This is a genomic window from Pseudomonas sp. GW821-FHT12A04 (assembly GCF_058807755.1).
Genome location: NZ_JBXAQZ010000017.1, coordinates 96,498 through 109,465, shown reverse-complemented (window position 1 = coordinate 109,465; position 12,968 = coordinate 96,498). Strand labels below are relative to the sequence as shown.

Annotated in this window: 10 protein-coding genes; all 10 read left to right on the top strand. The window is 59.1% G+C overall.

The window, feature by feature from the left end; genetic code table 11:
- Positions 1-78: 78 nt before the first annotated feature.
- The 10 genes from AC1RS8_RS24890 (at position 79) to AC1RS8_RS24845 (ending at position 12,960) form a co-directional block, all read left to right on the top strand.
- Positions 79-2,877, top strand: coding sequence for an LPS-assembly protein LptD (locus tag AC1RS8_RS24890; RefSeq protein WP_489339332.1), 2,799 nt, complete (start codon positions 79-81; stop codon positions 2,875-2,877).
- A complete protein-coding gene (gene surA / locus AC1RS8_RS24885; RefSeq protein WP_139212578.1) occupies positions 2,858-4,174 on the top strand; it encodes a peptidylprolyl isomerase SurA in 1,317 nt (438 codons plus the stop codon). Before AC1RS8_RS24890 ends, surA begins: the two co-directional genes overlap by 20 nt.
- The gene (gene pdxA, locus AC1RS8_RS24880; protein ID WP_489339333.1) at positions 4,171-5,160 is read left to right on the top strand and encodes a 4-hydroxythreonine-4-phosphate dehydrogenase PdxA; all 990 of its coding nucleotides are present in this window, start codon (positions 4,171-4,173) and stop codon (positions 5,158-5,160) included. Before surA ends, pdxA begins: the two co-directional genes overlap by 4 nt.
- Entirely contained in the window at positions 5,157-5,966 is an 810-nt protein-coding gene (rsmA, locus tag AC1RS8_RS24875) for a 16S rRNA (adenine(1518)-N(6)/adenine(1519)-N(6))-dimethyltransferase RsmA (protein WP_349736338.1), read from the top strand. Before pdxA ends, rsmA begins: the two co-directional genes overlap by 4 nt.
- Positions 5,967-6,080: 114 nt before the next feature.
- Positions 6,081-6,461 (top strand): Co2+/Mg2+ efflux protein ApaG, encoded by a 381-nt coding sequence (gene apaG / locus AC1RS8_RS24870; RefSeq protein WP_095944860.1) that lies wholly within the window; start codon positions 6,081-6,083, stop codon positions 6,459-6,461.
- A complete protein-coding gene (locus tag AC1RS8_RS24865; RefSeq protein WP_489339334.1) occupies positions 6,461-7,342 on the top strand; it encodes a symmetrical bis(5'-nucleosyl)-tetraphosphatase in 882 nt (293 codons plus the stop codon). Before apaG ends, AC1RS8_RS24865 begins: the two co-directional genes overlap by 1 nt.
- Before the next feature lie 33 nt (positions 7,343-7,375).
- Positions 7,376-7,705 carry a thiosulfate sulfurtransferase GlpE gene (gene glpE, locus AC1RS8_RS24860; RefSeq protein ID WP_008051614.1) on the top strand — a complete coding sequence of 110 codons (330 nt, stop codon included), beginning with the start codon at positions 7,376-7,378 and terminating at the stop codon, positions 7,703-7,705.
- A 297-nt stretch (positions 7,706-8,002) separates the two neighbouring features.
- A complete protein-coding gene (locus AC1RS8_RS24855; protein WP_057713069.1) occupies positions 8,003-9,925 on the top strand; it encodes a PrkA family serine protein kinase in 1,923 nt (640 codons plus the stop codon).
- A gap of 204 nt (positions 9,926-10,129) precedes the next feature.
- The gene (locus AC1RS8_RS24850; RefSeq protein WP_057713068.1) at positions 10,130-11,401 is read left to right on the top strand and encodes a YeaH/YhbH family protein; all 1,272 of its coding nucleotides are present in this window, start codon (positions 10,130-10,132) and stop codon (positions 11,399-11,401) included.
- Positions 11,398-12,960, top strand: a complete 1,563-nt coding sequence (locus AC1RS8_RS24845) for a SpoVR family protein (protein WP_057713067.1) — start codon at positions 11,398-11,400, stop codon at positions 12,958-12,960. The genes AC1RS8_RS24850 and AC1RS8_RS24845 overlap by 4 nt, the downstream gene beginning before the upstream one ends.
- Positions 12,961-12,968: the final 8 nt, after the last annotated feature.

The window sequence follows — 12,968 nt, the reverse complement described above, 5'->3', positions numbered from 1 at the left end:
AGCATCTTTTTCAGACCATCGAGAGGCGTGCGGCCCACACCGCGGGCAGATGGCACGCAGGAAGCCCGGACTAATAAGATGGCATTGAAATCCCCCGCGTTTCGTAAAAAATTTCCGTTGTTGGTTACCGGCAGTTTGCTGGCGCTGCAACCCCTTGCCACTTCCTACGTGGTCGCCGCGGAACAGTTTGACTGCTCAGTCTCTGCTTCGGGTTCCTGGGACTGTGCGCCAAAGACGCCGGCGGCTGCATTGCCACCGCGTCCCGTCCATGACGGCAGCGCAGTTTCCGCCACCGGCGAAGCCCCGACCGAAAACGGTTCCAGCGAAGACGCCGACGCCAAGCCGGTGCTGGTCACCGAATCCAAAGGCCGTGGCCTGAAGTCGCGTAGCGCAGACTACAGTCACCTCGACTGGGTTCCCCGCGAGCAGCTTACCGCCGCACAATTGGCCGAAACCGGTCCTTATTGCTCCGGTTCCTATATCGAACCGATTCGTCCTGGCATGGATGACAAGACGGATAAAAGTGACGCTCCAACCTTTATCGGCGCAAAAGCCTCCCGCTATAAGCAGGATGAGCAAGTTGCGACCCTGGCCGGCGACGTTGTCATGCGTCAGGGCAGCATGCAGGTCGAAGCCGACGAAGCCAACCTGTATCAGGCCGAAAGCCGTGGCGAACTGAACGGCAACGTGCGCATTCGCGACAACGGTGCCCTGATCGTCGGCGACCACGCCGACGTGCAGCTCGACACCGGTGAAGCCAAGGTCGACAACGCCGAATACGTGATGCACAAATCCCGCATCCGCGGTAATGCGCTGTACGCCAAACGTGCCGAGAACGCGATCATCCGGCTCAAGGATGGTACGTACACCACGTGCGAACCGAACAGCAACGCCTGGCAGCTCAAGGGCAACAACATCACCCTGAACCCGGCCACCGGTTTCGGTACGGCGACCAACGTGACGCTGCGAGTCAAGGACATTCCGGTCCTGTACACGCCGTACATCTACTTCCCGATCGACGACCGTCGCCAGTCGGGCTTCCTGCCGCCGACCATCGGCACCGGCAGCGATACCGGCTTCATGCTGGTCACCCCGTACTACTTCAACCTGGCGCCGAACTACGATGCCACGTTGTACCCACGCTACATGGAAAAGCACGGCTTGTTGATGGAAGGCGAATTCCGCTACCTGACCAAGTCCAGCGAAGGCCAGTTCGGCGCGGCGTACCTCAACGACGAAAGCGACGAACGCGACAAGCAGAGCGACGCCGAAAAAACCCGCTACATGTACAACTGGCAGCACAAGGGTGGTCTCGACTCGCGAGTACTCACGCAAGTCGACTACACCAAGATCAGCGATCCGTATTACTTCCAGGATCTGCAGACCGACCAGATTGGCGTGAAAAGTGCTGACTTCGTAAACCAGCAAGGTTCCGTCAGCTATCGTGGCGACGACTATGTGGCTCGCGTGAACGCTCAGGCTTATCAACTGGCGACCGTATCGAACATTACGCCGTATGACCGCTTGCCAGAGATCACCTTTGATGGTGCGCTGCCGTATCATCCGAACGGTCTGAATTTTTCGTACAACACCGAAATCGTGCGGTTTGACCGAGATCTGCAGAAGGGCAATTACTCCGATGAAGACGGTAATGTAACCCCACGACTGGACACCAACGTTGTAGGCCTGGCACGCGCCACTGGTGACCGCCTGAATCTCGCGCCCGCCGTCAGCTTGCCGATGAACGCGACGTACGGCTTCCTGACACCGAAGCTCAAGTACCAGTACACCCAGTACCAACTGGACCTGGACAACACTGGCAAAGCTCAGATTGCCAGTCAGAACGCAGAACAGGACAGGCTCCAGGGAACATTCGACAGCAATCAGAACCGCGGCGTACCGATCGCCAGCATCGACAGCGGCCTGTACTTCGATCGCAATACCCAGTATTTCGGCACAAACTACCGCCAGACCCTCGAGCCGCGCCTGTTCTACCTGTACGTGCCTGAGGTCGACCAAGAAGATATCCCGGTATTTGATACCAGCGAATACACCTTCAACTACTCGTCGCTGTTCCGTGACAACCGTTTCTCCGGCTCCGACCGTGTTGGCGACGAGAACAAACTGTCCCTGGGTGTGACCAGCCGCTGGATCGAAGACAATGGCTTTGAACGCCAACGTATCAGCGTCGGCCAGGCCTTTTATTTCAAGGACCGCGAAGTTCAATTGCCGGGTATCGATGCAAAAACCCGCAAGGATACCCAAGCAAACGTTTCGCCTTACGCCCTGGAGTACGAATATCGCTGGAACCGAGATTGGCGTACCACCGCCGACTACAACTGGGACCCTGACAGCCGCAGCCCTCGCTCGGGCAGCGCGATGTTTCACTACCAGCCTGAAGACAACCCGAACAAGGTCATCAACGCCGGCTATCGCTATCGCAATGACCAGGTCCGTTATGACCAGAACACTGGTAAGTGGACCGTGGGTGGGGGTGATTACGGCGTCCCCGGCCAGCCTGGCTACGTGAAGGATTACTACAAGATCGAACAGCACGACTTCTCGGTGATCTGGCCGATCGTGCCGCAATGGAACGCCATCAGCCGTTGGCAGTATGACTACAACCGCAACCGTACCCTGGAAGCCTTCGGTGGCTTCGAGTACGACAACTGCTGCTGGAAACTGCGCCTGATCAACCGTTACTTTGTTTCCTATGACGAGTTCAGTCAGGAAGCACCGCAAAACGAAAAAGGCGACCATGGCGTCTTCCTCCAAATTGTTCTGAAGGGACTCGGCGGCCTGACTGGCGCCAAGGTAGAGAGCTTCCTCGACAAAGGCATTCAAGGTTATCGTGAACGTGAAGACCAAGCTTTCTGATTGTCTGCGCCCGCTGATGCTGGGCGCGCTGTTCCTGAGTACGGCGGCGAGCGCCGCCGTACAGTCCATCGATAAAGTGGTGGCCATCGTCGACAACGACGTGGTCATGCAGAGCCAACTGGACCAACGCGTTCATGAAGTTCAGCAAACCATTGCCAAGCGTGGCTCTGCCGTGCCGCCGGCCAGCGTGCTGGAGCAGCAGGTACTTGAGCGCCTGATCGTCGAAAACCTGCAATTGCAGATCGGCGAGCGTTCCGGCATCCGCATTACCGATGAAGAGTTGAACCAGGCTGTCGGCACCATTGCCCAGCGCAACAACATGTCGGTCGAGCAGTTCCGCGCCGCCCTGACTCGCGACGGCCTGTCCTACGACGACGCACGTGAGCAGATTCGCCGCGAAATGGTCATCAGCCGTGTACGCCAGCGTCGGGTTGCCGAACGCATTCAGGTCTCCGAGCAGGAAGTGAAGAACTTCCTGGCGTCGGACCTGGGCAAAATGCAACTGTCTGAAGAGTTCCACCTGGCCAACATCCTGATTCCTACGCCGGAAAGCGCCAACTCCGACGCGATTCAGAGTGCAGCCAAGCAGGCCGATGCGATTTACCAGCAGCTCAAGCAAGGCGCTGACTTCAGTCAGTTGGCGATCGCCAAGTCCGCCAGCGAAACCGCACTGGAAGGTGGTGACATGGGCTGGCGTAAAGCCGCTCAATTGCCGCCGCCGTTCGATCGCCTGCTGAGCACCATGCCGGTGGGCGATGTCACCCAGCCAATGCGCACCCCGGGCGGCTTCATCATCCTGAAGATTCTCGAAAAGCGTGGCGGCCAGACCCAGATGCGCGATGAAGTGCATGTGCGCCACATCCTGGTCAAACCGAGCCCGATCCGCGACGAAGCAAAAACCAAGGCCCTGGCTGACTCGCTCTACAGCCGTATCGAGGCTGGCGAAGACTTCGGCGAGCTGGCAAAAAGCTACTCGGAAGACCCGGGTTCCGCCCTCAACGGCGGCGATCTGAACTGGATCGACCCGAACGCACTGGTGCCCGAGTTCCGCGAAGTGATGGCCAGTACCCCGCAAGGTCAGCTGTCCAAGCCGTTCCAGACTCAATACGGCTGGCATGTCCTGGAAGTCCTTGGCCGTCGCGCCACCGACAGCACCACACAGGCTCGCGAGCAGCAAGCAATGACCGTTTTGCGTAACCGCAAATACGACGAAGAGCTGCAAACCTGGCTGCGTCAGATCCGTGACGAAGCGTACGTGGAAATCAAACTCCCTGGCGCCGACCAGGCAGCGCAGTGAAACCCCAACGTTTCGCGCTGACACCCGGCGAACCGGCCGGCATAGGTCCCGACCTGTGCCTGCTGCTCGCCTCGCAAGCCCAGCCTCACCCCCTGATTGCCATTACCAGCCGCGACCTGCTCATTGAGCGGGCCGCGCAACTGGGCGTGGCTGTCGATTTGCTGCCGGTCACACCGGACAACTGGCCGGATGCACCCGCGCCAGCCAACAGCCTGTATGTCTGGGATACACCGCTCAACGCCAAGGTCGTCGCCGGGCAACTGGACAAGGCCAACGCTGCCTTCGTACTGGAAACCCTGACCCGCGCCGGCCAAGGCTGCCTGAGCGGAGATTTCGCCGGCATGATTACCGCGCCGGTGCACAAAGGCGTGATCAACGAATCCGGCATCGCCTTTTCCGGGCATACGGAATTCCTCGCCGACCTGACCCACACCGCGCAAGTGGTGATGATGCTGGCCACGCGCGGCTTGCGCGTAGCCCTGGTGACCACTCACCTGCCCCTTCGCGAGATTGCCGATGCAATCACGCCGGAGCGTCTGGAGCGCGTCACGCGAATCCTGCACGCCGACCTGCAAAACAAGTTCGGCATCGCCCGGCCACGCATCCTGGTTTGCGGGCTCAACCCCCATGCCGGCGAAGGCGGACACCTGGGCCATGAAGAAATCGATATCATCGAACCCACATTAGAGCTCCTGCGCGGCGAGGGCATGGACCTTCGAGGCCCCCTGCCCGCCGACACTCTGTTTACCCCCAAATATCTGGAGCACTGCGATGCGGTGCTGGCGATGTACCACGACCAGGGCCTGCCGGTGCTGAAGTACAAAGGCTTCGGCGCGGCAGTCAACGTGACCCTCGGCTTGCCGATCATCCGCACATCGGTCGACCACGGCACCGCCCTGGACCTGGCCGGCAGTGGCAAGATCGACACCGGCAGCCTGCAAGTCGCCCTGGAAACCGCCTACCAGATGGCCGAGACCCGTTTATGACCGAGCAATACCAACACAAGGCGCGCAAACGCTTTGGCCAGAACTTCCTGCACGATGCCGGCGTTATCGACCGCATCCTGCGCTCCATTCATGCCAAGGCAGAAGACCGCCTGCTGGAAATCGGCCCGGGCCAGGGCGCACTGACCCAAGGCCTGCTCAGCAGCGGCGCGCAACTCGACGTGGTGGAGCTGGACAAGGACCTGATCCCGATTCTCAACCAGCAGTTTGCCGGCAAGAGCAACTTCAACCTGCATCAGGGCGATGCGCTGAAGTTCGACTTCAATAGCCTGAATGCCGCGCCTGGCAGCCTGCGCGTGGTCGGCAACCTGCCGTACAACATCTCCACGCCGCTGATTTTTCACCTGCTGCACAACTCGCACCTGATTCGCGACATGCACTTCATGCTGCAAAAGGAAGTGGTCGAGCGCCTGGCTGCCGGCCCTGGTGGTGGCGACTGGGGTCGCTTGTCGATCATGGTTCAGTACCACTGCCGGGTCGAGCACCTGTTCAACGTCGGCCCGGGCGCGTTCAACCCGCCGCCGAAAGTCGATTCGGCCATCGTGCGCCTGGTACCCCACGCGGTACTGCCACACCCGGCCAAGGATCACCGCCTGCTGGAACGCGTCGTGCGCGAAGCTTTCAACCAGCGCCGCAAAACCCTGCGCAACACTCTCAAGCTGCTGCTGAGCAATGCCGAAATCGAAGCAGCCGGCGTCGATGGCAGCCTGCGTCCCGAGCAACTCGACCTGGCCGCGTTCGTGCGCCTGGCCGACAAGCTCAGCGAACAAAAGCCTGCCGCTGACTGACAGGCGATGAGCGCTATCGGGTAGGACGCCACTCTGGTCTACTACCCGATACTTGGCCTAGACTGAACCCAACAGCTACGCCCCGCGTCCCGCTCCGTTTTTAAGGCCCCTTGCATGTCCGATCCTCGCTATCAGGTCGACGTCAGCGTCGTCACCCGCTATCTGGCAGAACAATCGCAACCCGAGCACGACCGCTTTGCCTTCGCCTACACCATCACCGTGCAAAACAACGGTGAAATGCCCGCCAAACTGCTTTCACGGCACTGGGTCATCACCGATGGTGACGGGCATGTCGAAGAAGTGCGCGGTGCAGGCGTAGTCGGCCAGCAACCGTTGATCGAGCCCGGCAAGAGCCACACCTACAGCAGCGGCACGGTCATGACCACCAAGGTCGGCACCATGCAAGGCACCTATCAGATGCTGTCCGACGACGGTAAACATTTCGATGCCATCATCGCGCCTTTCCGCCTGGCGGTGCCCGGAGCCCTGCACTGATGGCAACGTACGCTGTCGGTGACCTGCAAGGCTGTCTTCAGGCCCTGCAATGCCTGCTCAAACAAGTGGCGTTCGACCCGAAACGCGATCGTCTGTGGCTGGTGGGCGACCTGGTCAACCGCGGCCCGCAGTCGCTGGAAACCTTGCGCTTCCTCTACAGCATTCGCGAATCGCTGGTGTGCGTGCTCGGCAACCATGACCTGCACTTGCTGGCGGCCGGACGCAACATCGAACGCCTGAAGAAGGCCGATACCCTGCGCGAGATCATTGAAGCGCCGGATAGCGCCGAGTTGCTCGAATGGCTGCGCCAGCAAAAGCTGATGCACTACGACGAACAGCGCAACGTTGCACTGGTCCATGCCGGCATTCCACCGCAGTGGTCGCTGCGCAAGGCCTTGAAATGTGCCGCCGAAGTCGAGGCTGCCTTGCGTGACGACAACCTGTTGCCGCCCTACCTCGATGGCATGTACGGCAACGATCCGGCGAAATGGGACAACGACCTCAAAGGCGTGACGCGCCTGCGGGTGATCACCAACTATTTCACCCGCATGCGTTTCTGCACCGCCGAAGGCAAACTCGACCTCAAGAGCAAGGAAGGCCTCGATACCGCACCACCTGGCTACAAACCCTGGTTCCAGCACAAGGAACGCAAGACCAAGAACCTGAAAATCATTTTCGGTCACTGGGCAGCACTGGAAGGCAACGTCGAAGAGCCGGGTATTTCGGCGCTCGATACAGGCTGTGTCTGGGGCGGCGCCCTGACCCTGATGGACGTCGACAGCCTTGAGCGCCTGTCCTGCAAATGCGACGAACACGGCCATGCCGTGCCGCCAGTCGCCTCATCCATTCCCCAAACATCACCAGCCAGCGCCCCGCGCTAGACTGCCCATTCAGCCGAGCCACAGGAGCCCGCCATGAGCGAATTCAAACGTATTCCCCCGGAACAGGCCCAAGCCCTGCGCGAACAAGGCGCAGTGGTGGTCGACGTCCGCGACCCGGCCACTTTTGCCGCCCTGCACATCGCAGGCTCCAAGCATCTGGACAACCATTCCCTGCACGCTTTCATCCAGGGTGCCGACCTCGATGCACCGACCGTGGTGGTCTGCTATCACGGCAATTCCAGCCAGGGCGCGGCCGCTTACCTGATCAGCCAGGGCTTCTCCGACGTCTACAGCATGGATGGCGGATTCGAGTTGTGGCGTACGACGTATCCTGCGGAAACGGCGCAAGGCACCACTGAATAATTTTTTTGTAACGTTGCAGGCCCCGGCTCCCGCGGGCTAGCGCGGTGGCAGACGAACGGTCTGCCACAACTAATTACGTATCTCGCCTTTACCTCCCGAATTCCCAACTATCCTTAAGCCCAGGCCATCCAAAACAGGGGAGAGCCGGTACACCGGCGCACGGGTCATCGGGAGTAGCTTTCGGAGTAGTCAGCTCCGGGAGAGTTCTGGGGGGTAAACAGCAATCGCCTGTTCGGTTGCTGCCAGCATCGACTGAGTGATCCGGCGTCGGCTCCACGTATCGAGCGAGGTGACGTCATGAGTATCTTTAGCCACTTCCAACAACGCTTCGAGTCCACACGCCAGGAAGAACTCTCTCTGCAAGAGTATCTTGAGCTGTGCAAACAGGACCGCAGCGCCTACGCCTCCGCCGCCGAGCGTCTATTGCTGGCCATCGGTGAACCGGAACTGCTCGACACCTCGACCAACTCGAGACTGTCGCGCATCTTCTCCAACAAGGTCATCCGCCGCTATCCGGCCTTTGAAGACTTCCACGGGATGGAAGAATGCATCGACCAGATCGTGTCGTATTTCCGCCATGCCGCTCAGGGCCTGGAAGAGAAGAAACAGATCCTGTACCTGCTCGGCCCTGTCGGTGGCGGTAAATCGTCCCTGGCCGAGAAGCTCAAGCAACTGATAGAAAAAGTGCCCTTCTATGCAATCAAGGGCTCGCCGGTTTTCGAGTCGCCCCTGGGTCTTTTCAACGCCACCGAAGATGGCGCGATCCTCGAGGAAGACTTTGGCATTCCACGGCGCTACCTCAACACCATCATGTCGCCATGGGCGACCAAACGCCTGGCCGAATTCGGTGGCGACATCAGTCAGTTCCGCGTGGTCAAACTCTACCCGTCGATCCTCAACCAGGTCGCTGTGGCCAAGACCGAACCTGGCGACGAAAACAACCAGGACATCTCGGCGCTGGTGGGCAAGGTCGATATCCGCAAACTGGAGGAATTCCCGCAAAACGACGCCGACGCCTACAGCTACTCGGGCGCCCTGTGCCGGGCCAACCAGGGCCTGATGGAATTCGTCGAAATGTTCAAGGCACCGATCAAGGTGCTGCACCCACTGCTGACCGCCACCCAGGAAGGCAACTACAACAGTACCGAAGGCCTCGGCGCAATTCCGTTCACCGGGATCCTGCTGGCGCACTCCAACGAATCGGAGTGGCACACCTTCCGCAACAACAAGAACAACGAAGCCTTCATCGACCGGATCTACATCGTCAAAGTCCCGTACTGCCTGCGGGTCAGCGACGAAGTGAAGATCTACGACAAGCTCTTGTTCAACAGCTCGCTGGCCAAGGCCCATTGCGCACCCGACACCCTGAAGATGCTGGCCCAGTTCACCGTGCTCTCGCGCCTCAAGGAGCCGGAAAACTCCAACATCTACTCGAAGATGCGCGTGTACGACGGCGAGAACCTCAAGGACACCGATCCGAAAGCCAAGTCGATCCAGGAATACCGCGACAATGCGGGCGTCGACGAAGGCATGAACGGTCTGTCGACCCGCTTCGCGTTCAAGATCCTGTCGAAAGTGTTCAACTTCGACCCGCACGAAATTGCCGCCAACCCGGTGCACCTGCTCTACGTGCTTGAACAACAGATCGAGCAGGAACAGTTCCAGGCCGAAACCCGCGAACGCTATCTGCGCTTCCTCAAGGAGTACCTGGCACCGCGCTACATCGAATTCATCGGCAAAGAGATCCAGACCGCCTACCTCGAGTCCTACAGCGAGTACGGCCAGAACATCTTCGATCGTTATGTGCTGTACGCCGACTTCTGGATCCAGGACCAGGAATACCGCGACCCGGAAACCGGCGAAATCCTCAACCGCGTAGCGTTGAACGAAGAACTGGAGAAAATCGAAAAACCGGCCGGCATCAGCAATCCGAAGGATTTCCGCAACGAAATCGTCAACTTCGTACTGCGCGCCCGGGCCAACAACAACGGCAAGAACCCGACCTGGCTCAGCTACGAAAAACTGCGGGTGGTCATCGAGAAGAAAATGTTCTCCAACACCGAGGACCTGCTGCCGGTCATCAGCTTCAATGCCAAGGCCAGCAAAGAGGACCAACAGAAACACAACGACTTCGTCACACGGATGGTCGAGCGGGGCTACACCGACAAACAGGTACGACTGCTGTCCGAGTGGTACCTGCGGGTCAGAAAATCACAGTAACCCGCTGCCGGTCAGACCGGTTGTCGTCAGCCAGAGGCCTGTGTACGCGTTTTCTGTTACACAGACCTCTGGAAGGTGTTCGAAAGTCAGTAGCGAGGTACAGGCAGCATCCAAAAGCGCTTGGGGGAGCGTGAACATCCCTTGGCACCGGTCCGATGCTGCATAACCGCTCGCCCCTTTCAGGACAGCTTCTAAGGAGCAGTCATGAGCTATGTGATCGACCGACGTCTCAATGGCAAGAACAAGAGCACGGTGAACCGCCAGCGTTTTCTGCGGCGCTACCGTGATCACATCAAGAAGGCTGTCGAAGAGGCGGTCAGCCGGCGCTCCATTACCGATATGGAACACGGCGAACAAATCAGCATTCCCGGCCGCGACATCGACGAGCCGGTGCTTCATCACGGTCGCGGTGGCAAGCAGACGGTCGTGCACCCGGGCAACAAGGAATTCACCAGCGGCGAACATATCGCCCGCCCACCGGGAGGCGGTGGCGGCCGAGGCCCCGGCAAGGCGGGCAATTCCGGCGAGGGGATGGACGAATTCGTCTTCCAGATTACCCAGGAAGAGTTCCTCGAGTTCATGTTCGAGGACCTCGAACTGCCCAACCTGGTCAAACGCAACCTGACCGGCACCGACACCTTCAAGACCGTGCGCGCAGGGATCAGCAACGAGGGCAACCCGTCGCGGATCAACATCATCCGCACCCTGCGCTCAGCCCATGCCCGGCGCATCGCCCTGTCCGGCAGCAGCCGCGCAAAACTGCGTGAAGCCAAGGAAGAACTTCTGCGACTCAAGCAAGAAGAACCGGACAACTTCGGCGATATCCAGGAAATCGAAGCAGAAATCGAAAAACTCAGCGCACGCATTCACCGTATACCGTTTCTCGACACCTTCGACCTCAAGTACAACCTGCTCATCAAACAGCCCAACCCCAGTTCCAAGGCCGTGATGTTCTGCCTGATGGACGTGTCCGGCTCGATGACCCAGGCGACCAAGGACATCGCCAAGCGCTTCTTCATCCTGCTGTACCTGTTTCTCAAACGTAACTACGACAAGATCGACGTCGTGTTCATCCGCCACCACACCAGCGCCCGCGAAGTGGATGAAGAGGAGTTTTTTTACTCCCGGGAAACCGGCGGCACCATCGTCTCCAGCGCCTTGAAACTGATGCAGGAGATCATGGCCGAGCGTTATCCGAGCAACGAGTGGAACATCTACGCCGCCCAGGCCTCAGACGGTGACAACTGGAACGACGACTCTCCGATCTGCCGCGACATCCTGATCAACCAGATCATGCCATTCGTGCAGTACTACACTTACGTTGAGATCACCCCGCGCGAACACCAGGCCCTATGGTTCGAGTACGAGCGCATCGCCGAAGCCTTTTCCGATACATTTGCCCAGCAACAACTGGTCTCGGCCGGGGATATCTATCCGGTCTTCCGTGAACTCTTCCAGCGCAGGTTAGTGACATGACCGCCAAAGAGCAGAAACGCCAACCCATTTCCACCGGCTCCGAATGGACGTTCGAGCTGATCCAGGCCTACGACCGCGAAATCAGTCGTATTGCGGCCGGTTACGCGCTCGATACGTATCCCAACCAGATCGAAGTGATCACCGCCGAACAGATGATGGACGCCTACGCCTCGGTCGGTATGCCGCTGGGTTATCACCACTGGTCCTATGGCAAGCACTTCCTCAGCACCGAAAAGTCCTACACCCGCGGCCAGATGGGGCTGGCGTACGAGATCGTGATCAACTCCGACCCATGCATCGCCTACCTGATGGAAGAAAACACCATCTGCATGCAGGCGCTGGTGGTGGCCCATGCCTGCTACGGGCACAACAGCTTTTTCAAAGGCAATTACCTGTTCCGCACCTGGACCGACGCCAGTTCGATCATCGATTACCTGGTGTTTGCCAAGCAGTACATCATGCAGTGCGAAGAACGCCACGGTATCGACGCGGTCGAGGATCTGCTCGACTCCTGCCATGCGCTGATGAACTATGGTGTCGACCGCTACAAACGCCCTTATCCGATCTCCGCGGAGGAAGAACGTCGCCGGCAAAAGGACCGGGAAGAACATTTACAGAAACAGATCAACGATCTGTGGCGCACCATTCCCAAGGGCGCGGACAAGTACAGCGACAAGGACAACGCACGCTTCCCCGCCGAACCCCAGGAAAACATCCTGTACTTCATCGAAAAACATGCACCGCTGCTGGAGCCATGGCAGCGGGAAATCGTGCGTATCGTGCGCAAGATCGCCCAGTATTTTTATCCACAGCGTCAGACCCAGGTCATGAACGAGGGTTGGGCCACGTTCTGGCACTACACACTGATGAACGACCTGTACGACGAAGGCCTGGTCACCGACGGCTTCATGATGGAGTTCCTGACGTCCCACACCAGCGTGGTGTTCCAGCCTGGCTTCGATAGCCCCTACTACAGTGGCATCAACCCCTACGCCCTGGGGTTTGCCATGTACCGCGACATCCGCCGCATGTGCGAAGAGCCTACGGAAGAAGATCGCCGCTGGTTCCCTGACATTGCCGGTACCGACTGGCTGGCAGCCATCAAGTTCGCCATGAGCAGTTTCAAGGATGAGAGCTTCATCCTGCAGTACCTGTCGCCCAAGGTGATCCGCGACCTGAAGCTGTTCAGCATTCTCGATGACGACCAGAAGGACGACCTGCTGGTGCCCGCCATTCACGACGAAGGTGGCTACCGCATCATCAGGGAAACCCTCGCGGCACAATACAACCTGGGCAATCGCGAGCCCAACGTGCAGATCTACAGCATCGACCGTCGCGGTGACCGCTCCCTGACCCTGCGTCACCAGCAGCACGACCGCAAACCACTGGGGGATTCGACCGAAGAAGTGCTCAAACACCTGCACCGCCTCTGGGGCTTCGACATTCACCTGGAAACCCTGCAAGGCGATCAGGTCATGAAAACCCACCATGTGCCGCCCAGAAGCGAGCACAGCGAAGGTGATTACGGCCGCCTGGACCTGGCCGTCATCCATCTTTGATCCGGTTT

What these genes read in the sequence shown, in the direction of transcription:
- AC1RS8_RS24890 (WP_489339332.1), top strand. Translation starts at nt 79, where the DNA reads ATGGCATTGAAATCCCCCGCGTTTCGTAAAAAATTTCCGTTGTTGGTT.
- rsmA (WP_349736338.1), top strand. Translation starts at nt 5,157, where the DNA reads ATGACCGAGCAATACCAACACAAGGCGCGCAAACGCTTTGGCCAGAAC.
- apaG (WP_095944860.1), top strand. Translation starts at nt 6,081, where the DNA reads ATGTCCGATCCTCGCTATCAGGTCGACGTCAGCGTCGTCACCCGCTAT.
- AC1RS8_RS24865 (WP_489339334.1), top strand. Translation starts at nt 6,461, where the DNA reads ATGGCAACGTACGCTGTCGGTGACCTGCAAGGCTGTCTTCAGGCCCTG.
- glpE (WP_008051614.1), top strand. Translation starts at nt 7,376, where the DNA reads ATGAGCGAATTCAAACGTATTCCCCCGGAACAGGCCCAAGCCCTGCGC.
- AC1RS8_RS24855 (WP_057713069.1), top strand. Translation starts at nt 8,003, where the DNA reads ATGAGTATCTTTAGCCACTTCCAACAACGCTTCGAGTCCACACGCCAG.
- AC1RS8_RS24850 (WP_057713068.1), top strand. Translation starts at nt 10,130, where the DNA reads ATGAGCTATGTGATCGACCGACGTCTCAATGGCAAGAACAAGAGCACG.
- AC1RS8_RS24845 (WP_057713067.1), top strand. Translation starts at nt 11,398, where the DNA reads ATGACCGCCAAAGAGCAGAAACGCCAACCCATTTCCACCGGCTCCGAA.